Annotated in this window: 21 protein-coding genes and 1 tRNA gene; 16 read left to right on the forward strand and 6 right to left on the reverse strand. The window is 56.7% G+C overall.

The annotated features are described in order from the left end of the window. Positions 1–20 precede the first annotated feature (20 nt). The 6 genes from AC2TEL_RS18425 to AC2TEL_RS18450 all read left to right on the forward strand — a co-directional run bounded on the left by AC2TEL_RS18425 (position 21) and on the right by AC2TEL_RS18450 (position 3,725). Positions 21–1,034, forward strand: a complete 1,014-nt coding sequence (locus tag AC2TEL_RS18425; protein WP_480906006.1) for a zinc-binding alcohol dehydrogenase family protein — start codon at positions 21–23, stop codon at positions 1,032–1,034. Continuing rightward, positions 1,035–1,415, forward strand: coding sequence for a VOC family protein (locus AC2TEL_RS18430; RefSeq protein WP_480844518.1), 381 nt, complete (start codon positions 1,035–1,037; stop codon positions 1,413–1,415). A gap of 144 nt (positions 1,416–1,559) precedes the next feature. Beyond that, on the forward strand, positions 1,560–1,943 hold the full coding sequence (locus AC2TEL_RS18435; protein ID WP_480906009.1) for a nuclear transport factor 2 family protein: 384 nt from the start codon (positions 1,560–1,562) through the stop codon (positions 1,941–1,943). A 135-nt stretch (positions 1,944–2,078) separates the two neighbouring features. After that, positions 2,079–2,582 (forward strand): aggregation factor core, encoded by a 504-nt coding sequence (locus tag AC2TEL_RS18440; RefSeq protein ID WP_480906012.1) that lies wholly within the window; start codon positions 2,079–2,081, stop codon positions 2,580–2,582. 101 nt (positions 2,583–2,683) lie between these two features. Then, positions 2,684–2,866: a hypothetical protein gene (locus AC2TEL_RS18445; RefSeq protein ID WP_480906015.1), complete on the forward strand. Its 183-nt coding sequence runs from the start codon at positions 2,684–2,686 to the stop codon at positions 2,864–2,866. A 91-nt stretch (positions 2,867–2,957) separates the two neighbouring features. Beyond that, on the forward strand, positions 2,958–3,725 hold the full coding sequence (locus AC2TEL_RS18450) for a hypothetical protein (protein WP_480906017.1): 768 nt from the start codon (positions 2,958–2,960) through the stop codon (positions 3,723–3,725). 38 nt (positions 3,726–3,763) lie between these two features. On the opposite strand, the gene AC2TEL_RS18455 is transcribed toward AC2TEL_RS18450, so the two are convergent. Further along, positions 3,764–4,213, reverse strand: coding sequence for a MarR family winged helix-turn-helix transcriptional regulator (locus AC2TEL_RS18455; RefSeq protein WP_480863079.1), 450 nt, complete (start codon positions 4,211–4,213; stop codon positions 3,764–3,766). Next, positions 4,203–5,303 (reverse strand): Acg family FMN-binding oxidoreductase, encoded by a 1,101-nt coding sequence (locus AC2TEL_RS18460; protein WP_480863081.1) that lies wholly within the window; start codon positions 5,301–5,303, stop codon positions 4,203–4,205. Before AC2TEL_RS18460 ends, AC2TEL_RS18455 begins: the two co-directional genes overlap by 11 nt. Before the next feature lie 977 nt (positions 5,304–6,280). On the opposite strand from AC2TEL_RS18460, the gene AC2TEL_RS18465 reads away from it, so the two are divergent. After that, the gene (locus tag AC2TEL_RS18465; RefSeq protein ID WP_480906020.1) at positions 6,281–7,525 is read left to right on the forward strand and encodes a glycosyltransferase family 87 protein; all 1,245 of its coding nucleotides are present in this window, start codon (positions 6,281–6,283) and stop codon (positions 7,523–7,525) included. Between the two features lie 776 nt (positions 7,526–8,301). Here the strand turns inward: AC2TEL_RS18465 and AC2TEL_RS18470 are convergent. Beyond that, positions 8,302–8,388 (reverse strand) — tRNA-Leu (locus AC2TEL_RS18470). Positions 8,389–8,588: 200 nt separating this feature from the next. On the opposite strand from AC2TEL_RS18470, the gene AC2TEL_RS18475 reads away from it, so the two are divergent. Beyond that, the gene (locus AC2TEL_RS18475) at positions 8,589–9,572 is read left to right on the forward strand and encodes a complex I NDUFA9 subunit family protein (RefSeq protein ID WP_480906023.1); all 984 of its coding nucleotides are present in this window, start codon (positions 8,589–8,591) and stop codon (positions 9,570–9,572) included. On the opposite strand, the gene AC2TEL_RS18480 is transcribed toward AC2TEL_RS18475, so the two are convergent. Beyond that, positions 9,573–10,376 carry an undecaprenyl-diphosphate phosphatase gene (locus AC2TEL_RS18480; protein ID WP_480844509.1) on the reverse strand — a complete coding sequence of 268 codons (804 nt, stop codon included), beginning with the start codon at positions 10,374–10,376 and terminating at the stop codon, positions 9,573–9,575. It lies immediately after the preceding gene. Positions 10,377–10,605: 229 nt separating this feature from the next. On the opposite strand from AC2TEL_RS18480, the gene AC2TEL_RS18485 reads away from it, so the two are divergent. From AC2TEL_RS18485 to AC2TEL_RS18520, 8 genes are all read left to right on the forward strand, one after another. Beyond that, complete coding sequence (locus AC2TEL_RS18485; protein ID WP_480844508.1) at positions 10,606–12,039, forward strand: NAD(P)-dependent oxidoreductase; 1,434 nt, start codon at positions 10,606–10,608, stop codon at positions 12,037–12,039. Between the two features lie 30 nt (positions 12,040–12,069). Continuing rightward, positions 12,070–12,507, forward strand: coding sequence for a GFA family protein (locus AC2TEL_RS18490; RefSeq protein ID WP_480844507.1), 438 nt, complete (start codon positions 12,070–12,072; stop codon positions 12,505–12,507). After that, complete coding sequence (gene gltB, locus AC2TEL_RS18495; protein WP_480844506.1) at positions 12,504–17,036, forward strand: glutamate synthase large subunit; 4,533 nt, start codon at positions 12,504–12,506, stop codon at positions 17,034–17,036. The genes AC2TEL_RS18490 and gltB overlap by 4 nt, the downstream gene beginning before the upstream one ends. A gap of 185 nt (positions 17,037–17,221) precedes the next feature. After that, the gene (locus tag AC2TEL_RS18500; protein WP_480906026.1) at positions 17,222–18,172 is read left to right on the forward strand and encodes a Hint domain-containing protein; all 951 of its coding nucleotides are present in this window, start codon (positions 17,222–17,224) and stop codon (positions 18,170–18,172) included. A gap of 39 nt (positions 18,173–18,211) precedes the next feature. Continuing rightward, the gene (gene mtgA, locus AC2TEL_RS18505) at positions 18,212–18,952 is read left to right on the forward strand and encodes a monofunctional biosynthetic peptidoglycan transglycosylase (RefSeq protein WP_480906029.1); all 741 of its coding nucleotides are present in this window, start codon (positions 18,212–18,214) and stop codon (positions 18,950–18,952) included. A 59-nt stretch (positions 18,953–19,011) separates the two neighbouring features. After that, positions 19,012–19,677, forward strand: a complete 666-nt coding sequence (fzlA, locus tag AC2TEL_RS18510) for an FtsZ-binding protein FzlA (RefSeq protein WP_480906032.1) — start codon at positions 19,012–19,014, stop codon at positions 19,675–19,677. 78 nt (positions 19,678–19,755) lie between these two features. Beyond that, positions 19,756–20,793, forward strand: coding sequence for a tRNA epoxyqueuosine(34) reductase QueG (gene queG / locus AC2TEL_RS18515; protein WP_480844502.1), 1,038 nt, complete (start codon positions 19,756–19,758; stop codon positions 20,791–20,793). 71 nt (positions 20,794–20,864) lie between these two features. Further along, positions 20,865–22,868: a hydantoinase/oxoprolinase family protein gene (locus tag AC2TEL_RS18520; protein WP_480844501.1), complete on the forward strand. Its 2,004-nt coding sequence runs from the start codon at positions 20,865–20,867 to the stop codon at positions 22,866–22,868. A 26-nt stretch (positions 22,869–22,894) separates the two neighbouring features. Here the strand turns inward: AC2TEL_RS18520 and msrA are convergent, their stop codons facing one another. Together msrA and msrB are read right to left on the reverse strand one after the other, a co-directional pair. Next, positions 22,895–23,407 (reverse strand): peptide-methionine (S)-S-oxide reductase MsrA, encoded by a 513-nt coding sequence (gene msrA, locus AC2TEL_RS18525; RefSeq protein WP_480844500.1) that lies wholly within the window; start codon positions 23,405–23,407, stop codon positions 22,895–22,897. Beyond that, a complete protein-coding gene (gene msrB / locus AC2TEL_RS18530; protein ID WP_480844499.1) occupies positions 23,404–23,853 on the reverse strand; it encodes a peptide-methionine (R)-S-oxide reductase MsrB in 450 nt (149 codons plus the stop codon). The genes msrA and msrB overlap by 4 nt, the downstream gene beginning before the upstream one ends. Positions 23,854–23,931: the final 78 nt, after the last annotated feature.

Below are 23,931 nucleotides of genomic sequence, written 5' to 3' on the forward strand. Positions count from 1 at the left end.
ACCGGACAAAGGAGCACGCCATGAAAGCCGTCGGATACCGTGAGACAGGGTCGATTGATCGGGCGGACGCCCTGGTTGACTTCGAGGCCGACAAACCGACGCCGAAGGGGCGCGACTTATTGGTGAAAGTGCAGGCCGTGTCAGTAAACCCGGTCGATACGAAGATTCGGCAAAGACGTGCTCCTGTAGGTCCAGCACCTGATATTCTGGGGTGGGACGCAGTAGGGATCGTCGAAGCAGTTGGCGAAACGGTTGAGACTTTCCGTCCGGGAGATACAGTTTGGTATGCAGGGGCGATCAACCGACCGGGAACCAATGCCGAGTTTCATCTGGTAGATGAACGTATTGTGGGAGCCGCGCCAAAATCCATAACAGCGACAGCGGCAGCGGCGATGCCGCTTACGACGCTTACTGCTTATGAGATGCTGTTCGACCGCTTGCGAGTCCAAGATGCCGTTCCCGGCGGAACCAATACGTTGCTGATTATAGGCGGCGCAGGCGGTGTCGGGTCAACTACCATTCAATTGGCCCGAGCTCTCACTGACTTGACGGTGATTGCCACTGCTTCTCGACCCGAGACACAAGACTGGGTTCGAGAGTTGGGTGCCCACCATGTCATCAACCATGCTGAACCTTTGGGACCGCAGGTCGATGCGCTCGGTATCGAAAGCGTTGATTTTATCTACTCAACGAACCATTCCCAACTGTATGCATCTCAAGCTGGAGAGGTGATGACACCCCAAGGTCGTTTTGGGTTGATAGACGATCCAGAAACCTTCGACATTGCGCCGTTCAAACCCAAGTCGATCTCAATACATTGGGAGTTCATGTACACCCGTTCGCTTTTTGGGACTAGCGATTTGAGCCGTCAAAGTGAAATCCTGAATCAGGTCGCCGGGTTGATAGACGATGGAAAGATCAGATCCACGGCAACGGATACACTTGGTCGGATCAATGCTACAAACTTAATGAAAGCGCATACGATCCTTGAAAGCGGGAAAGCCAAAGGAAAGCTCGTGCTTGAGGGATTCTAGATGAGAATTGAACGGCTGGATCACGTGAACATAGTAACGACCAGGTTGCCTGACATGGTCGCCTGGTATGAAGAGGTCCTGGGTTTGAAACCTGGGGCCCGCCCCGATTTTCCGTTCCCCGGAGCATGGTTGTATGCGGGTGACCACGCTGTGGTCCACCTTGTGGGTCATGAAGGAACGCCCAATGTCGGCTCCGAAGTGAAGCTAAAGCTCGAACATTTTGCGCTCTCAGCCACGGGGTTGGACGCATTCGAGGAAAAGCTGATCTCGAGTCAGACCCAGTATCGCAAAACTGACGTCCCGGGGGCTCGAATAGTCCAAATCCATTTGGCCGATCCTGATGGAAATCATATTCATATAGACTTCGAAGAAACCGGGTAAGTGGCAAACCCTCGGAATAGTCGGGCCGCATAACCAAGATCGAAACGTCTTGCCGATTAGTGGTCGAGATGCTTGCCGGCTTATTTCCAGGAATTACGTGGGCCAACATTTTGGGGCGGTACAAACGTCGATTTGGAGATCAGCATGCCGGATATCGAAACAAACAAGAAAAACGTCATCGCTTTTTACGAAATGATGTTCAACGCGTGTCGACCAGCCGAGGCCATAGCGACCTTTGTTGGTGAAACCTATGCGCAGCACAACCCACATGTTGGCGACGGCAAGCAAGCCTTTGTCGAGTACTTCGAGCGCATGGCCGCCGAATACCCGGGAAAGCGCGTGGACATCAAACGTGCCTTTGCTGAAGACGACCACGTTATTCTGCATTGCCATCAAATCTGGCCTGATGGTCTCGAGTACGCAGGGATCGACATTTTTCGCTTGGATGCTGATGGTAAGGTTGTCGAACACTGGGACGTTCTTCAGGAAGTTCCAGCAAACAGCGAGAATGACAATGGCATGTTTTGACTTAACCCTTCTGACAGTGGTGCATGGAACTTCGAATGTTCCTGTCGGCTGAACCACCATAGTCAAAGGCCATAAGTCTGATCCAAGAATCCCGCCGAAGCGTATCTATAGGAACCCTTCAGCAAGGAAATAAATATGCTCCCAAAGAGTATTCTTGCGGCGACCCTTGGATTACTTGCAGCTACTTCGCTTCAAGCTGGTGTACAAATTCGCTTTATAGAAGGCGCACCCAAGGACCGTTTTGTTCTGACAAATGTCGGAACGTGCGAAGTAGAAGCCTCGACCCTCAAAATTTACTTGTCGCAATCCGCCGGACGTCTGATTTTCGACGTTACCGAAAAAGGCGCGGGTGTAGAGGTTTTCCAACCTCTCGAATTCGTTGAGGGTGCGGATGCTCTGCGGCAAATTCCGGCGGTCGTGGACGGGCAAGATACAATTGAACTTGAGATTGCATCCCTCGAAGCCGGGGACAAACTCGCCTTCACCATCGATGTAGATGACACTATCGGGCAACGCGAAATCACCGTAACGGGGTCGGAGATCGAAGGCGCCAGGGTGTCGTATATCGATGCGGATGAGACCAGTACTGCGACCTTCTCTTCCGAAGCACTTGTGAACGTGACGACCAAGGACTGCTGAAAGCTATCCTACAATGTCGAATTGGTTGATTCGCATAGCATTTCTCGCCCTCATGTTGGGAGGCGGTATCCTGATCGGGATACACCGCTATCGGCGGCGTGGTGATCACCGCATCGAGGCTTTGCGATTTTGCCATCGACGGGCAGATCCTTTTGAACCAACGTGCGGTTTTAGACATAGAAGAGTATGTAGAGACAGAAGAACTGGGAGAAAGAAAGATGAAGGGCATCGGTAATCCTGTGCAGATTTTTCGTGTCCTCAGTCTCTCTGATCAGGCTAAGTGATGCGATTGCTTTTAGGAGTTTATGCGTTCTTTGCATTGACTCTTCGCGACACCGATCCACCTTTCTGAAGCAGTTTTTAGGGGCATTCTGAGTGTTTGCAAGGACCATCGCCTTGTTGCTCTGCACCGTGTCCAATCCAGTCGTGGCATTGCAGCTGCGCGAAACGGGGCGCTATGAGCTCAACCAACCCGCAAGTCTTGACTACGATCCGACGTTTTGTGGGTTGTGGATTGCGAACGAGGGGCCCGAGGCCATTCTCGTTACATTGCAAGGTGATGAGTTGCGCCGCATATCCGGCGATCTCTTCCGTATCAAAGCAATTGCTATTGAAGGGGCTCACTTGTTGGTAGGCGACGGTCTTGGCAGCCTCCAACGTGTCACTAAGGAAGGAGTCACTTTAGGAGCACCATTTGAACTTGAAGGTGGATTTGCGGATACCGAAGGGATCGCGATCAATGCCAAGGGGCACATCGTGACCGTAGAAGATGACCCGGAACGGTTGTCCTGGTTCACTTCAGAGGGTGCTTTGACGGCGAGGTTGGATACCATGAAGCTCTCTCCCCCCTTGAGCGAGGCACAAGGGATCGCGATTGACCCACGCACCGGTCACATGTTGATTGTTGATGACTTGGAAGGGTCAAACAGCCTGTATGAGTTCACGGCTGATGGCCAACTGCTCGCCCAGCAAAGCTTGTTGGAGTTCGGAACCGATCCGGAAGGCATCGCCATTAGGCCAGGATCCAACCAACTTTTCGTGGCATTCGACGGTGGCGCGAAGATTGTGACATTTGACTACACACCCACCTTGCCTGAAGGATCACCGCCGCTTCCCCCGGGCGGAGATTGCATGATGTTCTAAGAATTTGGCTACGTATTCTGGCTAGCGCCGGTTTTTGCCTAGTCCCGTTCGCTGTCCAATGCTTCTCGTATCCGCGTCAGATTCGGCAGCGAATTGTGAAATGGATCGGACCCGAGATCGGACAGAACTGGACCTAGGGCTTCCGACATCTGCTCCATACACGCGCTCAAAAACTCAGCGCCTTGCGGCGTGGACCGGGCAATTTTCGAACGCTTGTCATAGGGGTTGGCTTCAAGGGTAATCAGGGCTTGGTTTTCAAGGCTGGCGAGCATATGCGTCATCGATGTCTTGGGCACTTGAAAAGCGTTCGATAGCTGTAGTGGAGTTTCTCCCTCGGGACGCCGGACAAGGTGGCCTAAAATTCCAAATTGAGTCGCTGTCATTCGACCAGGCAAGAACGCTTCAAGCTTGGTCGAGATCAGCTGATTAATGATCCCGACCTCGGTGAAGAACCGGTAGACTTCGTTGGTCTCATCTTCAGGCTTCATTCAGAATTCGTGTCTCCAGCGGCCAGCGGGGTGTGGCAATTGGCTCGGGTCCATACCCCAAACGCAGCAACATTTGCACCGTGTGGCCCGGTGACGCAAGAAGCTCATGAGCCAGAGCGTATTCATCAGCCATCTCGGGATATTCCTGAAGGGCCTGACTGACCGGATGAACGCCTAGGCCCATTTCGGTTGTCTTCAGGTAGAAACGCATCAACCGACGCCCGGCATCGAGTTGATCGCTTCGCATATTTGTGGCGGTTGTGAGGACTGCGTATTGCGGCGTCGCGTCTAGCATTGAGAAGTAGTCTTGCATGTGTGCCTGAGTGCCGGGGTGATCAACGTTCATCAGGGTCTCATTATCGAGAAAACCGGTAAGCCGCAGCGTTTCCAGCATGGGATCGCGCAATTCAATCCCGTCTGGGTTGGCGTTGATTTCTGCTTTCCCGATCCGCATCAGGTCGACGGATTCTTTCAGGGTCTGCGGCGTTCGCATTTCGATTTCAAAGGCGCGTTTCGTGAGGTCTCGAATACGGGCCGCCAATTCGTCATCGGTAATCAAAGTGGCAAAGTTTCCAAGCGCAGACATTTGGGCGGTAGAGAGGCGCTGCTCAGTGTACGGTTCTTTGTTGGAATGTCGGTTGAGGATTTGATCTGAGAGTGGATCGGGTACTCCGCCAGGCACAAACACTGCTTCTGCGATTGGTCCGTCATCACCATCAGGCAGTAACTTGACATCGGAATCAAACCCAAGAGCACCTGCCGCCAGAACCATCGTCTCAACAAATGCACCGAGGCCAATATAGAGCTGACGGTGATAAGGATCGGTTTCTGGAAGCTCGCGATCAGTATCACGGTGGATGCGCACTTTGTCTTGACCCACCAACTCGACTAGCCAAGGTTGCAAATTATGCGGGTTGGGGGCGAGAATTGCGTAAGACAAAGCGGCTTTGCGGGGATCGTCATACGGTTTTGGCGTCCACGGTGCCAGAGCAATATGGGGCGTTCGCGTGGAGAGGAACCCAACCGCGCCCGTTGCCGCTAGTATCGTGCCTCCACCTAGAATTTTTAGAAAACGTCTTCTGTTTGGCATCTTGGTTCTCCAATAGTACGATATCGAACTAAATAATACGAAGTCGTACTAAATCAACCCCCATGGGTGCGTTGACTGGTTATATGACTTGGAGAAAAGAAAACTAGAACAACCGGGCGCCATTGCGGACTACCGTTTTCGACAAGTATTCGGGGTGCCAAGGCGTCAAAACAATCAGTTCTTTTAGACGGTTAAAGAACGAGCACGAGAAGATCGGAGACTGTTAAGGCGTTGCTTTTCGAGTGTCTCACAGAGCATAGCCTTGGCTTGGAGCCTTTGTGCTCGATGACGTTCACAGGGTCGACATCCGGTCGACCTCCACTAATCGCTTGGGAGACGACGCGGTAACCGGTGTCTTAAGCCGGACATCGGTTCAGGTTTGTTGTCGATAGTCTTTAGTATATTTACTGCAACCCAGCATTGAGACATGCTGCCTTAGATGCGCTTAAAGCTGTTAGGCGCTGGCTTTGGGTCACTTTTTCGAGCACCTAAGGACAGAAGCCAGAGTGCTTTCGAGTTGGAGTGCAAGCTTTTGGGCTAATCGTGCAAAGTTATGCGCAAATACCGTGCAAATCTATGGGCGAAAACTCAAGGTTTTCTTCAATGAAATCAGTGATGAAAGCGCAACATTATGAGCATATCTACAGTGCGTGTGGAGCTCAAGCTGCGTGATGATGAGGAAGATGTGAGCGATTGTTCCGGCTGAACGGGGTGCAACTGGCACGTCTCGAACCGTACTATGCAATTGCTTTGCAATGTGGATTCGAAAAAGTGTTTTGCGCAAATGTTTGAGAATCTGGCTAGACTCTGCGGCGACCGGCCAATCATAAGCGAACGCACACATCTTTAAGCGCACTTCGCCGTAGCGAGCCTTTCAATAGCGCGATAAAGTCCCGAGCAACCGGAGGCACCAATAGGCTCGACCGAAATGCCACCTTTGCCTAGACCCTGGCGCCGAATGATGAGCAGTGTGGATAATGGAAAACACCAGGCAGAATGGCACCTTTTCCTCTGACGCAGCATCACGGCGTCTTGAGGCCTTTGATACACGCCGCAGTTGGCAGTTGGGTACATTGGGTCCGGCCCTGGTTCTGGCAATCTGCGCAATGTGGGTCGGTGTCACGTGGTGGGAGCTGATAGAGAACGGCACCAATGCTATCTCGATAGACTTTCGGGTTTTCTGGGCTGCGGCGCGCCTTGCCTTTCTAGGCGAACCTCTGGCGGCATTCGACATAGAGCAATTGGCGTCGGTTCACGGCATTCGTGACGAAAAATGGATGCCCTGGTTGTATCCGCCCGGTTTTCTGATCGCGCTGATGCCGCTCGGAGCTTTTACGTTTCCAGTGGCTTGGCTAGTATTTCTCGTTCTTTCTGTATTGGCGATGTTGGCTGCGGTTCGACCATTTTCTGGCGGCATTATACCCGTTTGGATTGGCTTTGCTCTCGCGCCGGCAATGCTGCCGTCACTCCTGATGGGCCAAACCAGCGTTTTGTGGTTCGCCACTTTGTTAGCTGCCCTGGCGTCGCTGCGGGATAACAGACCGATCATGGCGGGCGTCTTGATTGGAATTCTGACGCTCAAGCCGCAACTCGGTCTGATGATTCCGATTGCATTGTTGGCGTGTTCTGCATGGCGAACAATTGCCGCAGCCACTGTCACGACGTTGCTCATTTTGGCAGTGCCGACGTTAATCCTCGGCGTCGATTACTGGACAGACTTCCAGGAACTGAACCAACTTCATCTCACGATCGTAAGGACCGCCAGTGCTGAAAATGACCTGATGACAAGCATTTACTCGGCTCTCTCCGGGATCGGAATACCTGAGCCCTGGGCGCTTGCAGCTCAGTGGTTGGTGGCTGCGCTGGCCGCAGTTTTTGTTGCGGTCGCGTGGCACAATCCCAAGATCGAATTCGATCTTCGGGCCGCGACCCTGTTATTGGCGATCATGCTTTCAGCCCCTTATTTCTGGTACTATGAATGTACACTTCTTGCGCCTGCTGCACTTTTCTTGATCAGAGGCGGTGCTCTGACGACCAACTGGTGGGGCAATTGTCTCGCCGCTTTGATGTGGCTGGGTGTCGCGCCCGCAACGCTGTTGGTTGTATTTACTGACGTCGACGCGATTTCAGTGCGATACACATTCTTACCTGTCGCACTGGCCGCGTGTGCGATATGTTGGCATGCTGTTTTTCAAAGTCTGTGGATGCATAAAAATCTATAGTCAACTGTAGGCACCGCGATTTCCCCGTCAGTTTTCGACAGATTTACTGAGCTTTATTACTCTTTTTTCCGAAATTTCCTGGCGTCAGCACCCGCTGGTGATTGTTGCTGCAGCGTAGCAGGAGTCCAGAGAGAGGAAGGTAGTAGAGGCGCAGACCATCCGGCATCAATACCTACAGCATTAACTGGCCAAAACCGAACCAGTAGTCCCAATACAATACCACCTGCGGCTTCGGAAGCTTTCCGGAATCACCATCCTTTTCAGGCTCTCTCCATTTGATACTCGCATTTCACCAATAAAGTTGTTGCAATCAGCTGAAGCGAGGCTTCCATCTTAATCGCACCTTACCTTGCTCATTCGTCGGACAATCAGGCAATTCGACCAGTTTTTCGCTTATCCGACAACACTGCCCGGTTGATGACTTTCGAGAGTGCTTCAGCGTTAAAGGCGCACACGTTTTTGCAGCGTGCGACTGTGCGTTATTTTTTACTTTTTGTGGTATTTTCGACGCAAAAGCCCAAAGCCATTGGGCCGCAACATTGCCAAAATCAAAGTAAAATTTGCGACTTGTGGTGTTTGTCTTTTGCCTTTGTTTTCAATATTTTAACATCCGACAAGCAGGCGCGGGATTTCACATCTAAACGGACACCCAGTCGCCCAATTTGGTATGCCAAATTGTGGCGTTCAAGTGGGGTTCATTGTTCAGAAGGTTGCTCGGAATAAGATCAAAAATTCAATGAAATTGAGCATTTATGAGCATTTATGTTCGGAAGAAATGGTGCCCAGGAGAGGACTCGAACCTCCACGTCCATACGGACACTAGCACCTGAAGCTAGCGCGTCTACCAATTCCGCCACCTGGGCAGGTGTCGTGGAGGGGCGTTTAAGCCTACTGGCGGGGGGCGTCAACCGGATTCGGGTGGAAAATTGAAAGTTTTTTGACGCCAGGCCAAAAGCACCTTGAACACTCGGTTCTTTTCCCTGCTGCGCGGCGTTATTGCGCCTTGTTTGCCGGCCCGTGGAGCGGTAGATCGAAGCAAGACCCTCGCTACAGGAGCCCCATCATGTCCAAAATGGTCACGATTTACGGTGGATCGGGATTTGTCGGCCGTTATATCGCCCGACGTATGGCAAATGAAGGATGGCGCGTGCGGGTTGCGGTGCGACGCCCCAACGAGGCGATGTTCGTCAAACCTTACGGTGTCGTGGGCCAGGTCGAACCCATTCTCTGCAACATTCGCGATGACGCCTCGGTCGCCATGGCGATGCACGGGGTCGATGCCGTGGTCAATTGCGTTGGTGTTTTGAACGAACTGGGTAAAAACGAGTTTGACAAGGTTCAGGCTGAAGGGGCCGGGCGGGTCGCCCGTCTGGCTGCGGAACGGGGCATTTCCCGTATGGTGCACATGTCTGCGATTGGTGCGGATGCGAACTCGGACAGCGAGTATTCCCGCACCAAGGCAGAGGGTGAGGCCGCTGTGCTGGCCCATATGCCCGGTGCGGTCATCCTGCGCCCATCGGTGATCTTTGGAACCGAGGATCAGTTCTTTAACCGCTTTGCCGCCATGACCCGACTGGGGCCGATTCTGCCCCTGGTCGGTGCGGAGACGCGTTTTCAGCCAGTCTATGTGGATGACGTCGCGCAAGCTGCCGTTCAGGGTGTATTGGGGCACGCGGCCGCTGGTACGTACGAGCTGGGCGGGCCTGAGATCAAGACTTTCCGGGCGTTGATGCAGCAGATGCTGGAGGTCATTCACCGCCGCCGTGTCATTGTCGGTTTGCCTTTCTGGATCGGCAAGATCATGGCGGGTGTACTGGATATTGCAAAATTCGTCAGCTTTCAGCTGTTTCCGAACCACATCCTGACGAAGGATCAACTGAAAAACCTGCGCCGCGACAATGTCGTGTCTGAGGGAGCCATGACCTTCGCCGATTTGGGTATCGAGCCGGCTGCATTGGATTCCGTATTGCCTGAGTACCTATGGAAATTCCGGCCTGCGGGTCAGTATGATGACATCCAGAATTCGGCCGGGAACCTGCGGATCTGATCAGCTGTAGGCGATGATCAGAAGGACAGCGCCAAGTACCACGCGGTAAATCACGTAGGGCGTGAAGCTGACGCTGCGCAGCAAACGCATCATCAGCGTCAAAGCCAGTAACGCTGCAATGAAGGCAAAGAACGCGGCTATAGCGCCATCTTTCGCCAACTGTACGTCCGCTTGACGGATCACGTCCACGGACAGCAAGGTTCCGGATGCAAGGATCGTGGGAATGGACATCAACATGGCAATGCGGGTGCCATCTTCCCGCGCATAGCCAAGCTGACGTGCGCCCGTGATCGTAATGCCGGAACGCGACGTGCCTGGGATCAAGGCCAGCACCTGCCACAACCCCATGATTATTGCGTCTCGAATGCCCCAATCAGACGCTTGTTTTGTTTGCGGGCCTTTCTGGTCCATCCAATACAGCAGCAGACCGAATACCAGCATCGTCCATCCGATAACCGTGATGGAGCGCAAGGACTGGCTGACGCCCGTCAGATGCAGAATTGCCCCGACAATCACCGTGGGTATGGTTGCGATGATCAGGCACAAGGCCAGGCGCGACTGAGGGGTTTCAAGCCTCCCAATCAGAGCGTCGGGAAGCCCTGCGAACGCCTGCTTCACATCGGCCCAGAAATACAGAACAACAGCGCCCAGCGTGCCGACATGCACCGCAACATCTATTGTCAGGCCCTGGTCGTCCATGCCGGTCAGGCTGGGCAAAAGGATAAGATGTCCCGAGGACGAGATCGGCAAAAATTCGGTAATACCCTGAATAATTGCCGCGAGAATCAACTGAAACAAACTCATCTGCCCTGCCGTGGTGCCGTCACGTGTTGTTTGATTTTATGGGTATAAGTGTGGTGTCAGAAAGAAAAGCATTCATATGGGTCCGTATCGGACCTAAATTTGTGAGACATTTCTCATTTTTGGGGTCGCGCACTGAATTTTCGTATAACTAGGTCAGCACAGTTGACTTTTCATTCGAATTGACATCCCTTAAAGAAACCCGACCAAGCCAATTCATGGAGTCTGACCCGTGGCCAAGCAACCGATGCTGAAATTTGTGCAGATCGACCGTGTCATGCCCGAAAAGCGTGCCGCTGATGACCGCAAGGAAGACTTTGACGAAATCTATGCCGAGTTCGCGGCTGAAAAGGCGGCCGAGCAGGCCAGCCGTTGCAGCCAGTGCGGCGTGCCATATTGTCAGTCGCATTGCCCGCTGCACAATAACATCCCAGACTGGTTGCGCCTGACTGCGACCGGGCGCTTGGAAGAGGCCTATCAAACCAGCCAGGCCACCAACACTTTCCCCGAGATCTGCGGTCGTATCTGCCCACAGGATCGGCTGTGCGAAGGCAATTGCGTGATTGAACAGTCGGGTCACGGTACTGTCACCATCGGTACGATCGAGAAATACATCACCGACACGGCCTGGGACAAAGGTTGGATTCAACCCGTGACACCGACTGCCGAGCGCAGCGAAAGCGTTGGTGTCATCGGTGGTGGCCCGGGAGGTCTGGCCGCGGCGGACATGCTGCGTCGTGCGGGTATCCAGGTGACTGTTTATGACCGCTATGACCGTGCCGGTGGCTTGCTGATGTACGGCATTCCGGGCTTCAAGCTGGAAAAGGACATCGTCCAGCGCCGCAACGATCTGCTGGCGGATGGCGGCGTTGAATTCGTTCTGAACTGCGACGTGGATGCCACCAAATTCGAAGAAATCCGTACCAAACATGACGCCGTGATCATCGCGACAGGAGTCTACAAGTCCCGTGACCTGTCCATGCCCGGCAGCGGTCTGGCCGGTATCGAGAAAGCCATAGATTTCCTGACCGCCTCGAACCGCAAAAGCTTTGGCGACGAAGTTGAGGATTTCGACAATGGCCGGCTGAACGCCGAAGGTAAGAAAGTTGTCGTCATTGGCGGCGGCGACACCGCGATGGACTGCGTTCGAACCTCGGTCCGTCAGGGCGCGACCTCGGTCAAGTGCCTTTACCGTCGTGACCGGGCCAACATGCCGGGCTCGCAGCGTGAGACGCAGAATGCCGAGGAAGAAGGCGTGATCTTCGAATGGCTGAGCGCGCCCAAAGGGTTCACTGGCGATGACAAAGTGTCCGGTGTGATGGTGCAAAAGATGCGTCTGGGCCAACCCGATGCGTCGGGTCGTCAGGCCCCCGAGATCATCGAAGGCGCGGATTACGTGGAAGAGGCCGATCTGGTCATCAAGGCTCTGGGGTTCGAGCCCGAAGACCTGCCCACCCTGTTCGGTCAGCCCGACTTGCCTGTGACCCGTTGGGGCACTGTCAAGGCCGCGTTCCAAACCGGTGAGACCGAGATGGACGGCGTCTATGCCATCGGTGATATCGTGCGTGGCGCCTCGCTGGTGGTTTGGGCCATTCGCGACGGCCGGGATTGCGCCGACGCAATTATCGACCGGTTCAACAGCAAGGCTGCCGTGGCAGCCGAGTAACCCCACAGTCCAGCGACAGGAGGGTCAGGAATGCCCGAATTGCAAGGTCAATGCATGTGCGGCGCGGTCACTGTGACCGCCACCCCGGCGAAAAATGTGCTGGGGGCGTGCCATTGCGACCAGTGCCGCCGTTGGACCAGCTCGATGCTGGTGACATTCCCGGCCGAGCCCGGTTACGCCGCATTGGGACCGGTAAAAACCTTCACTTCGTCCGAATGGGCCGAGCGCGCCTTTTGCGGCGAATGCGGCTCGTCCTTGTGGTATCGGATCACTTTGCCGGGCGAGATGCACGGCCAGACCCAAATGGCCGCGGGGCTGTTCGAAAACGGTACCGGCAGCCAACTGAAATTAGAACTCTACATCGACAAAAAGCCCGAGGGGTATGCGTTCGCGGGCGAGCGCAAGCAGATGACCAAGACGCAAGTCGAAGCCATGTTTGCCCCATCCGAAGAAGGAGACAGCCAATGACCAAATACGATGCCGATTGGGTGCGGGCGGAAGAAGCCAAGCGAAAGTGGATGGCGGAAAACGGTCTCTATTCCGAGGAAGAAGAGCATTCTTCCTGCGGTGTGGGTCTTGTTGTTTCGGTCGATGGCAAGGCGTCGCGCAAGGTTGTCGACGCCGGTATCGATGCGCTGAAGGCGATCTGGCACCGCGGTGCAGTAGACGCCGATGGCAAGACAGGCGACGGCGCGGGCATCCATGTGCAGATCCCGGCGCCTTTCTTCTATGACCAGATACGCCGTACCGGTCACGAGCCGCGCATGAACGAGTTGATCGCAGTTGGTCAGGTCTTTTTGCCCCGTACCGATTTCGGCGCGCAGGAGCAGTGCCGGACCATCGTGGAAACCGAAGTGCTGCGGATGGGCTACTACATCTATGGCTGGCGTCATGTGCCGGTGGATGTGACCTGTCTGGGGGAAAAGGCCAATGCGACCCGTCCCGAGATCGAGCAGATTTTGATCTCGAATTCCAAGGGCGTGGATGAGGAAACCTTCGAGCGTGAGCTTTATGTGATCCGCCGTCGGATCGAAAAGGCCGCAGCCGCAGCCGGAATCTCTGGCCTCTACCTCGCCTCGCTGAGCTGCCGGTCGATCATCTACAAGGGCATGATGCTGGCCGAGCAGGTCGCCGTCTTCTACCCCGACCTGATGGACGATCGGTTCGAAAGCGCCTTTGCCATCTATCACCAGCGCTATTCCACCAACACCTTTCCGCAATGGTGGCTGGCGCAGCCGTTCCGCATGCTGGCGCATAACGGCGAGATCAACACGCTGAAGGGCAATATCAACTGGATGAAAAGCCATGAGATCCGCATGGCGTCGGCGTCCTTTGGTGATCACGCGGAAGACATCAAGCCCATCATTGCCGGCGGGTCGTCGGATTCCGCCGCATTAGACTCGGTTTTCGAGGTTTTGGTGCGCGCTGGTCGCTCGGCGCCGATGGCGAAAACCATGCTGGTGCCGGAAAGCTGGTCCAAGCAGGCGGTCGAGCTGCCACAGGCCTGGCGCGACATGTATTCGTACTGCAATTCGGTGATGGAGCCGTGGGACGGCCCCGCAGCGCTGGCGATGACGGATGGGCGCTGGGTGTGCGCCGGGTTGGATCGGAACGGTCTGCGCCCGATGCGCTATGTGGTAACGGGTGACGGGCTGGTGATCGCCGGGTCCGAGGCGGGCATGGTGCCGATCGATGAGGCCACCGTAGTCGAGAAAGGCGCGCTGGGTCCGGGTCAGATGCTGGCCGTGGACATGAAAAAGGGCAAGCTGTTCCGCGACACGCAAATCAAGAATAAACTGGCGCGCGCGTTGCCGTTTGGCGAATGGGTCGGAAAGATCAATGATCTCGACGACACGCTGGCCGGCGTGATCGAACAGCCGCTGTTTACAGGTGAAGAACTGCGCAAGCGCCAGATTGCGGCAGGGTATTCGGTCGAGGAACTGGAGCAGATTCTGGCTCCGATGGCTGAAGACGGGAAAGAGGCGCTGGCCTCGATGGGCGATGACACGCCCTCGGCGGTGCTGTCCAAGCAATACCGCCCGCTCAGCCACTTTTTCCGCCAGAACTTCAGCCAGGTGACGAACCCGCCGATCGACAGCTTGCGCGAATATCGTGTGATGTCTTTGAAGACACGGTTCGGCAACCTCAAGAACGTGCTGGATGAGGACAGCAGCCAGACCGAAATCATCGTGCTGGAGAGCCCTTTTGTCGGCAACGCGCAATGGGAACGGCTGGTCGAAAACTTCAATTCTCCGCTGGCCGAGATCGATTGTACCTTTGAGTCCGGCGAAGGCGCATTGGACACCGCATTGACCCGTATCAGAGCCGAAGCCGAGGAGGCCGTACGCTCGGGCGCCGGACATCTGGTCCTGACGGACCATCATTCCGGTCCGGGAAAGGTGGCGATGCCAATGATCCTGGCGACCAGCGCCGTGCACAGCCATCTGACACGCAAAGGCTTGCGCACGTTCTGCTCGCTCAACGTGCGGTCTGCTGAGTGTATCGACCCGCATTACTTCGCGGTGCTGATCGGTTGTGGTGCGACCGTTGTGAATGCGTATCTGGCAGAGGATTCGCTGGCGGACCGGATCGAGCGTGGTTTGCTGGACGGCACACTGACCGAGAATGTCGCGCGCTACCGTGAAGCCATCGACCAGGGCCTGCTCAAGATCATGGCGAAGATGGGTATTTCGGTTGTTTCGTCCTACCGCGGCGGTCTGAATTTTGAGGCCGTTGGTCTGAGCCGCGCCATGGTGGCCGAGTATTTCCCGGGTATGACAAGCCGCATTTCGGGTATTGGTATCCATGGTATCCGGGTCAAGGCGGAAGAGATTCACGCCAAGGGCTGGAACAGCGGTCTGGACGTCCTGCCTATTGGTGGTTTCTACAAGGCACGTCAGTCTGGCGAGACCCATGCCTGGGAAGCCACCTCGATGCATATGATGCAAATGGCCTGTAACAGAGCCTCATATGAGCTGTGGAAGCAGTATTCGGCCAAGATGCAGTCCAACCCGCCGATTCACCTGCGTGACCTGATGGATTTCAAACCGCTGGGCAAACCGATCCCGCTGGAGGAGGTGGAGTCCATCACATCGATCCGCAAACGGTTCGTGACGCCAGGCATGTCGCTCGGCGCGCTGAGCCCCGAGGCGCACAAGACGCTGAACGTGGCGATGAACCGGATCGGTGCCAAGTCCGACTCGGGCGAGGGCGGCGAAGACCCGGCGCATTTCGTGCCGGAACCCAATGGCGACAACCCATCGGCCAAGATCAAACAGGTGGCCTCGGGCCGGTTCGGTGTGACCGCCGAATACCTGAACCAGTGTGAAGAGCTGGAGATCAAGGTTGCGCAGGGTGCGAAACCCGGTGAGGGCGGTCAGCTGCCGGGCATGAAGGTCACCGACCTGATCGCGCGTCTGCGGCACTCGACCAAGGGTGTGACCCTGATCTCGCCGCCGCCGCACCACGATATCTACTCGATCGAGGATCTGGCGCAGCTGATCTACGACCTGAAACAGATCAACCCGCGCTGCAAGGTGACGGTCAAGCTGGTTGCGTCGTCGGGGGTTGGCACGATTGCAGCCGGTGTGGCCAAGGCAAAAGCGGATATTATCCTTATTTCGGGTCACAATGGTGGCACCGGTGCCTCGCCAGCGACCAGCATCAAATATGCCGGTCTGCCGTGGGAGATGGGCCTGACCGAGGCGCATCAGGTTCTGGCGATGAACAACCTGCGCGACCGCGTGACCTTGCGGACCGATGGCGGCCTGCGCACCGGTCGTGACATCGTCATGGCCGCGATGATGGGGGCCGAGGAATACGGCATCGGGACCGCCGCCCTTATCGCGATGGGCTGTATCATGGTGCGTCAGTGCCAGTCGAACACTTGCCCGGTTGGCGTATGTACGCAGGACGAATCCTTGCGGGCCAAGTTCACCGGCAATGCGGACAAGGTGGTGAACCTGATCACCTTCTACGCACAGGAAGTGCGTGAATTGCTGGCCAGCCTCGGCGCGCGATCGATTGACGAGATCATCGGCCGGGCTGATCTGTTGGCTCAGGTCAGCCGGGGTTCGGCGCATCTGGACGATCTGGACCTGAACCCGCTGCTGATCACCGTCGATGGCTCGGCCAATATCGTTTACGATCGCGACAAGGACCGCAATGCGGTGCCTGATACGCTGGACGCCGAGATCGTGCGCGATGCTGCCCGGTTCCTGAAGGATGGTGAAAAGATGCAGCTGTCCTATGCGATCCAGAACACGCACCGGACCGTAGGCACCCGCACATCGAGCCATATCGTCAAGAATTTCGGGATGCGGAACACGTTTCAGGACGACCACCTGCATGTGAAACTGCAGGGTTCGGCCGGGCAATCGCTGGGGGCCTTTGCGGCACCCGGGCTCAAACTGGAAGTATCGGGCGATGCCAACGACTATGTCGGCAAGGGCCTGTCGGGCGGAACCATCGTTGTCCGTCCGCCGCAGGTCAGCCCGCTGAAGGCGGATGACAACACGATCATAGGCAACACGGTTCTGTACGGTGCAACCGATGGTCACCTGTTTGCCGCGGGACGTGCCGGAGAACGGTTTGCTGTTCGAAACTCGGGCGCGACGGTGGTGATCGAGGGATGCGGCTCGAACGGTTGTGAGTACATGACGGGCGGCGTGGCCGTGATCCTGGGGGACATCGGCGCCAACTTTGGCGCGGGTATGACCGGGGGTATGGCCTATCTCTACGACCCCGAGGGCAAGGCGCAACTGCTGATGAACATGGAGACGCTGGTGACCTGCCCCGTGACGGTAGATCACTGGGAAGATCAGCTGAAAACCCTGATCCAGCGCCATGTTTCAGAAACCGGCAGCCGTAAGGCAGTCGACATTCTGCAGCATTGGGATGTCGAGAAAGGCCATTTTCTGCAGGTTTGCCCGAAAGAGATGTTGGACAAGCTGAGCCATCCGCTGTCGATTGCAGCGACGGCCGTTCCTGCAGAATAGCCGTTTATCGACCCAGGAATCGAAACCCCGCGTGTCCTGAGCAACACGCGGGGTTTCGTAATTTGCGCATTCTGATCGCTATTTCTTGCCCAGTTCGACAAAAAACGCCTAGCTTTGGTCACAGTTTCTTTGGGAAATCCGGTCAAGGTCAGGCCTTGATGACGTGAGCGAAGTGGAATGTTCAGATGCCCACAACCTATACGGACCAGTTCTTTGTCCTCGACCCCGCCAATCCCGGGGCCAACGGGACCGTGCCGGGGTCGACGCTCACAGTCTCGAAGTTCGATCTTGTGGATCAGAATGACAATGGATTGATTAACCGGTTGAACGGCGACTCGGTCGACGGGTCTGATATCACCGCGTCGTATTTCGACGATATGGTCACCATCCAATTGCCGGGCGGGACGCAGGTTACCTATACCGGGGTGACATTCTATCTGGCTGACGGGCGCGAGGTTTTTACACCAACAGATGGGCAGGTTCTGCAGGAAGGGACATTCGTTTCTTCCTCATTCACAGATACCAGCGACACCGGGGGATCATTCGGGTCGGTGGACGTCGCTGGCGGCGATCTTGGTCCCCCCTGCTTTACGCCCGGAACGCTGATCGACACTCCCGATGGACCGCGCCTGGTAGAAGATCTAAGGGCAGGTGATCTGGTGAACACTCAGGACAGGGGGCCGCAGCCCTTGTTGTGGGTTGGGCAGACGAAAGTTGCGGCCGAGGGAAAGTTTGCGCCTGTTCGGTTTGAGGCCGGCATGTTCGGGCTGACACAGCCGCTTTTAGTCTCTCCGCAACATCGGATGCTGATCGACGACTGGCGCGCGCAGTACCTTTATGGTGAGCCCGAGGTGCTGATCGCTGCACATTGCATGATCAACGGAGATACCGTGACGCACGTCGAAGGCGGCACGGTCGAATATTACCATCTGCTGTTTTCCCAGCACGAGATTGTTGTCGCCAACGGTGCCAAGACTGAAAGCTACTACCCCGGCCACGCGGTATCGCAACCCGAGCGGCGCACGCAGGCGGAAATTCTGGCGTTATTCCCGGAACTTGATCGCTCCAATATAGTCGATCTGAAAACCGCCCGGCCGGTGGTCCACCCTCGGGAAGGCCGGCTGATCGCGATTTAAGCCGTTCCAAACGGTCGCGACGCGGCGTATAGCAAGGTCATGGCACAGAAAGCAGCCCGCAAGTCTCGCGGTAAAAAAAGCAAGGCAACAAAGAAAAAAACGAGCATGCCGCTGGGTCGCCGGATTCGATTCTGGCTGACGCGGATCGCCTTGGGTGTGGCCGCCTTTTTTGTGGCGTTGGTATTGTTGTATTCGGTCGTGAACCCTCCGGTAACGCATACCATCTGGTCGGAATGGCGCCGATTGGGAAGAGTCGAACGCGATTGGGTTCCGATCGAAGAGATTTCCCCCATCATGACCCGATCCGTCGTTGCGGCTGAAGATGCGAATTTCTGTCTTCATTGGGGATTCGATGTCGAGGCCATTCGCGACGCGCTGGAGGACGGTGGCGCGCGGGGAGCATCGACGATTTCCCAGCAGGTCGTCAAAAACGTATTCCTCTGGCAGGGTCGCAGTTGGATGCGCAAGGCGCTTGAGACATCCATGACGCCCGTCGTCGAACTGTTGTGGAGCAAACAGCGTATCCTCGAGGTCTATCTGAACGTTGCAGAGACCGGCCAGGGCATTTTTGGGGTCGAGGCCGCAGCGCAACGCTACTATGGCGTCAGTGCGGCCAAGCTGTCGCCGGTTCAGGCCGCGCGGCTGGCAGCGATACTTCCGTCGCCGCGTAACAGATCGGTCACCGACCCTTCCGCCAGAACACGCAGACGGGCGGCGTCCATTCTGGACGGGGCGGCCACCATCCGCGCAGATGGTCGCGCCGAATGTTTCGAGGATTGAAACCTCAGCCCGTCAAAGGCTAAAGCTGGAAAGGTATTCACTGGTTCGATTGGAAATCCATGGCGCGTCTGTTTCACGTTCCCCTGTCCCCCTACTGCCGAAAAGTTCGCCTGTCCCTGGCCGAAAAGAAGATTGAGGTCGAACTGGTTGAAGAGAGATATTGGGAGCAGGACCCGGATTTTCTGCGCCGGAACCCGGCCGGCAAAGTGCCTGTTTTGCGGTTGGACGGCCGCGTCATGTCGGAAAGCGCGGCGATCTGCGAATACATCGAGGAATCCCGCCCCGAACCGCCTTTGATGCCGAACCGGCCCGAAGCCAGATATGAAGTTCGGCGCCTGGTGGGGTGGTTTGACGACAAGTTCCACCACGAGGTGACTTCTAAGCTCTTGTACGAGCGGGTCAACAAGAAGGTGACCGGGCAGGGCTATCCTGACAGTAAAAATGTCAAGGAAGGTGCGCGGGCGATCAAGTATCATCTGGATTATATGGCGTGGCTTCTGGATCAGCGGCGCTGGCTGGCGGGGGATCAGATGACGCTGGCGGATTTTGCCGCTGCGGCGCATTTGTCGGCGCTGGATTACATCTCGGACGTGGATTGGAACCGCAGCTCGGCCGTCAAGGATTGGTACGCCAAGATCAAATCCCGCCCGGCGTTTCGTTCGATTTTGGCGGATCAGGTTCCCGGATTTCGGCCACCGCCGCATTATGCTGATCTGGATTTCTGATAGGATAGAGGGGAAGGGGGCTGTCTGCCCCCTCTTGGCCCGTCGGGCCAATTCACCCCCGAGGATATTTTGGGCCAGATGAAGAACGGATCGGAATTGAAGGAAAGGCTTGTGGCGCAGGCTGTGTCCGAAGGGTTTGTGTCTTGCCGCATTTGCAGGCCCTGGGATGTGCCACAAGTACCGGCGCGGCTTGAAGCGTTCCTGCAGGCCGGATTTCACGGTCAAATGGAATGGATGGCCGAGCGGACTCATTGGCGCGGTGATCCGGCAGCGCTGTGGCCTGAGGCACAGTCTGTGATCATGCTGGCGGAAAGCTATACCCCCAACCATGATCCGACAGAGATTTTGAACCATCCCGAGCTGGGCGCAATTTCCGTTTACGCTCAGAACAAGGATTACCACGACCTGGTCAAGAAACGGCTGAAGCGACTGGCCCGGTGGTTGATCGCCGAGGCAGGCGGCGAAGTGAAGGTTTTTGTCGACACAGCCCCGGTTCCGGAGAAGGCGCTGGGTCATGCGGCGGGTTTGGGTTGGCAGGGAAAGCATACGAATCTGTTAAGCCGCGATTGGGGGAACTGGGCCTTCATAGGGTCTGTTTTCACGACGCTGGACCTGCCGTCGGACCTGGCGGAAGTTGATCACTGTGGATCGTGTCGCGCCTGTCTGGATGCGTGCCCGACGGATGCGTTTCCGGCCCCATACCAACTGAATGCGCGGCGGTGCATTTCGTATCTGACGATAGAGCACAAGGGACCTGTGGATGAGGAATTGCGTCCCTTGTTGGGCAACCGGATATACGGTTGTGACGATTGCCTTGCGGCATGCCCATGGAACAAGTTTGCCGTCGCGGCGAGTGACATGCGCTATGCCGCCCGCGATGACCTGAAGGCGCCGCGGCTGGCGGAGTTGTCTGAATTGGATGATGCCGGGTTTCGGGCTTTGTTCTCGGGGTCCTCTGTCAAGCGGATAGGCCGGGATCGATTTGTTCGGAACGTGCTGTATGCGATCGGCAACTCTGGAACCGCTGCTCTGTTGCCATCCGCTCAAGCTCTGGCTTCGGATCCGGACCCTGCCGTTGCGGATGCAGCGCGCTGGGCGGTGGAACAGTTGTCATAAATGCCGCAAACAGGCTGGACGCGCCGCGATTAACCGCTACACCCGATCTACGCGAACAGATGGAGGACCCGATGGCGCTGGCTTTGGGGGTTGATACTGGTGGAACCTATACGGATGCGGTGCTGATCCGGGACGAGAAAGAGGTGATTGCCTCGGCGAAGTCCCTGACGACAAGGGCAGATCTGGCGATCGGCGTCGGAAAGGCGATTTCCGCTGTGTTAGAGACCTCTGGGATTTCGCCGGATCAGATTGCGCTTGCGTCGCTTTCGACAACGCTGGCCACGAATGCGCTGGTCGAAGGGCAGGGCGGGCGCGTTGCCCTGATTTATGTCGGGTTTCGCGAGGCTGATCTTGAAAGGCATGGGCTGGCCGAGGTGTTGAAGGGCGATCCCGCCCTTGTGCTGGCCGGTGGCCACAACCATTCGGGCGCAGAATCCGCGCCGCTGGATGTTGCCGCGCTGGAGGCGTTTCTAGAGTCTGATGAGGGCATTTCCGGTTATGCGGTTGCCGCACAGTTCGCCACGCGTAACCCGGCGCATGAGCTGGAAGTTGCACGGATCATCACTGAAAAAACCGGTGTGCCGGTAACCTGCTCACACCATCTTTCGGCCAAGTTGAATGGCCCTAAACGGGCGGTCACGGCTGTGCTGAACGCACGGCTGATCGGCATGATCGACCGGCTGATTGGGCGTGCGCAGGACAGATTGCGGGATCTTGGCATCGAAGCTCCGATGATGGTCGTGCGCGGGGATGGTGCCCTGATGAGCGCGGAACAGGCGCGGGAACGGCCGATTGAGACGATTCTCAGCGGGCCAGCCGCCTCGATCGTGGGGGCTCGGTGGCTGACGGGGGCGGAGAATGCGCTGGTCTCCGATATCGGCGGCACCACAACCGATGTTGCACTGATCCGGGACGGCAAGCCAGCGATTGATCCGGCCGGAGCCCGGGTTGGCGGGTTCCGCACCATGGTCGAAGCGGTCGCCATGCGTACGCACGGATTAGGCGGTGATAGCCAGGTGCACGTTGTGACGCAGGGGTTGAATGGAGGCGTTTATCTCGGACCGCGCCGCGTTTTGCCGGTGTCCCTGATTGCGGCCGAGGCTCCGGACGTGGTCCATTCAGCGCTGGATGAGCAATTGCGTGCGACCAGTGTGGGCGAACATGACACGCGATTTGCGCGCAGGGTACCGGGTCTTCCGGCTGTCGGGGTTGGTCCGCGCGAAGCTGTCTTGCTGGACAGGCTTGGGGACCAGGTTCTGCCACTGAGCAAACTGTTGAGGACCCGTATGGAGCACGGTGCGCTGAACCGGCTGGTCGATCGCGGGATCGTTCAGGTCTCGGGCGTGACGCCTTCGGATGCCAGCCACGTGTTGGGGCGGTTGAACGAATGGGACAGCACGGCGGCGCTGAAGGCGCTTGAACTGGTCGCGCGCAAGCGGGTCGGATCTGGTGAATTGCTGGCCAAGACGCCTGAGGAGCTGGCGCAGATGATCGTGGACCAGCTGACGGAACAGACTGCCTTTACTTTGTTAGAGACTGCTTTTGCCGAGGAGGCCGATGGTTTTGGTCCCGCACCGAACGAACTGGCGCGACATGTTCTGATGCAGAAAGGTCTGGTACGGCACCGCGGGCTGCTGGCGCTGGATGCTGCGTTGAATGTGGATGTTGTTGGTTTGGGGGCGTCCGCGCCCAGCTACTACCCAGCCGTGGCAGATCGGCTGCACTGCAACATGATACTGCCGGAACATGCCGGGGTGGCCAATGCCATCGGGGCCGTCGTTGGGCGGCTGACGCTTCGTCGGGCGGGCACGGTCACGTCACCGGCCGAAGGCCGCTACCGTGTGCACCTTGAGGACGGCCCGCAGGATTTCCCGACGCCGGACGAAGCGCTGACGCTGTTGGAAACCGTCCTGCGGGATGCGACCACGCAATCCGTTCGCGAGGCGGGTGCTGAAGATATTCGCGTTCTGGTCGACCGCGATATCCGCAAGGCTCAGATCGAGGGCCAGGAGGTTTTTGTCGAAGCACTGGTTACAGTCGAAGCCAGCGGCCGGCCACGGGTTGCCGCCGGCTGACTTGGCCTAACTAAGCAATCCCCTTGCTATTCCGCCGCGTCCGCACGTTTGGGCAAAACCCAGTCCGGGCGCGGGAAATGGCAGGTGTAGCCGTTGGGAATACGTTCCAGATAGTCTTGATGCTCGGGCTCGGCCTCCCAGAAGTCACTAACAGGCTCCACCTCGGTTACCACCTTACCCGGCCAGATACCGCTGGCATCGACATCCGCAATGGTGTCCAGCGCAACCTGTTTCTGAGTATCGTCAACGTAGTAGATCGCGGACCGATAGCTCATGCCGATATCGTTGCCCTGCCGGTTCACTGTCGTCGGATCGTGGATCTGGAAGAAGAACTCGAGCAGCTTACGATAGGGTATCTGCGACGGGTCAAACCATATCTCGATCCCCTCGGCATGTGTGCCATGGTTGCGGTAAGTGGCATTGGGTACATCGCCGCCGGTATAGCCGACGCGAGTGCGGGATACGCCCTGCAGCTTGCGGATCAGGTCCTGCATGCCCCAGAAACAGCCCCCGGCCAGAACAGCACGTTCTTCGGTCATTGGATTTCCTCCACATGGATCAGGTATTCGCCGTAGCCTTCGGCCTCCATATCGTCACGATGGATGAACCGCAGCGCGGCGGAGTTGATGCAGTAACGCAGTCCGCCATGTTCGCGCGGGCCGTCGGGAAACACATGGCCCAGATGGCTGTCCCCGTGTTTCGAGCGGACTTCGGTGCGGATCATGCCCAGCGTCCGGTCCTGAAACTCTTCTACATGTTCGTGGACGATGGGTTTGGTGAAACTGGGCCAGCCACACCCGGATTCGTATTTATGGGTCGAGGCGAACAGCGGCTCACCCGAAACGATATCGACGTAAATCCCGGGCTCCTTGTTGTTTAGCAGCTTGCCAGTGCCGGGGCGTTCCGTGCCGCTGCGCTGCGTGACATGGAATTCCTCGGGTGAGAGGGCGGCGATGGCCTCGGGGTCCTTGGTGTAACGAGTCATGGCTCCTCCGCGTTTTGCATTCGTTGATGCACTATTTGGGCACAATTGTTCGGAAATCAAAATCATATTTCAAACGCC

The organism is Ruegeria sp. HKCCD9138 (assembly GCF_057220975.1).

What these genes read in the sequence shown, in the direction of transcription:
- AC2TEL_RS18425 (WP_480906006.1), top strand. Translation starts at nt 21, where the DNA reads ATGAAAGCCGTCGGATACCGTGAGACAGGGTCGATTGATCGGGCGGAC.
- AC2TEL_RS18430 (WP_480844518.1), top strand. Translation starts at nt 1,035, where the DNA reads ATGAGAATTGAACGGCTGGATCACGTGAACATAGTAACGACCAGGTTG.
- AC2TEL_RS18435 (WP_480906009.1), top strand. Translation starts at nt 1,560, where the DNA reads ATGCCGGATATCGAAACAAACAAGAAAAACGTCATCGCTTTTTACGAA.
- AC2TEL_RS18440 (WP_480906012.1), top strand. Translation starts at nt 2,079, where the DNA reads ATGCTCCCAAAGAGTATTCTTGCGGCGACCCTTGGATTACTTGCAGCT.
- AC2TEL_RS18455 (WP_480863079.1), bottom strand. Translation starts at nt 4,213, where the DNA reads ATGAAGCCTGAAGATGAGACCAACGAAGTCTACCGGTTCTTCACCGAG.
- AC2TEL_RS18460 (WP_480863081.1), bottom strand. Translation starts at nt 5,303, where the DNA reads ATGCCAAACAGAAGACGTTTTCTAAAAATTCTAGGTGGAGGCACGATA.
- AC2TEL_RS18465 (WP_480906020.1), top strand. Translation starts at nt 6,281, where the DNA reads ATGGAAAACACCAGGCAGAATGGCACCTTTTCCTCTGACGCAGCATCA.
- AC2TEL_RS18475 (WP_480906023.1), top strand. Translation starts at nt 8,589, where the DNA reads ATGTCCAAAATGGTCACGATTTACGGTGGATCGGGATTTGTCGGCCGT.
- AC2TEL_RS18480 (WP_480844509.1), bottom strand. Translation starts at nt 10,376, where the DNA reads ATGAGTTTGTTTCAGTTGATTCTCGCGGCAATTATTCAGGGTATTACC.
- AC2TEL_RS18490 (WP_480844507.1), top strand. Translation starts at nt 12,070, where the DNA reads ATGCCCGAATTGCAAGGTCAATGCATGTGCGGCGCGGTCACTGTGACC.
- gltB (WP_480844506.1), top strand. Translation starts at nt 12,504, where the DNA reads ATGACCAAATACGATGCCGATTGGGTGCGGGCGGAAGAAGCCAAGCGA.
- AC2TEL_RS18500 (WP_480906026.1), top strand. Translation starts at nt 17,222, where the DNA reads ATGCCCACAACCTATACGGACCAGTTCTTTGTCCTCGACCCCGCCAAT.
- mtgA (WP_480906029.1), top strand. Translation starts at nt 18,212, where the DNA reads ATGGCACAGAAAGCAGCCCGCAAGTCTCGCGGTAAAAAAAGCAAGGCA.
- fzlA (WP_480906032.1), top strand. Translation starts at nt 19,012, where the DNA reads ATGGCGCGTCTGTTTCACGTTCCCCTGTCCCCCTACTGCCGAAAAGTT.
- queG (WP_480844502.1), top strand. Translation starts at nt 19,756, where the DNA reads ATGAAGAACGGATCGGAATTGAAGGAAAGGCTTGTGGCGCAGGCTGTG.
- AC2TEL_RS18520 (WP_480844501.1), top strand. Translation starts at nt 20,865, where the DNA reads ATGGCGCTGGCTTTGGGGGTTGATACTGGTGGAACCTATACGGATGCG.
- msrA (WP_480844500.1), bottom strand. Translation starts at nt 23,407, where the DNA reads ATGACCGAAGAACGTGCTGTTCTGGCCGGGGGCTGTTTCTGGGGCATG.
- msrB (WP_480844499.1), bottom strand. Translation starts at nt 23,853, where the DNA reads ATGACTCGTTACACCAAGGACCCCGAGGCCATCGCCGCCCTCTCACCC.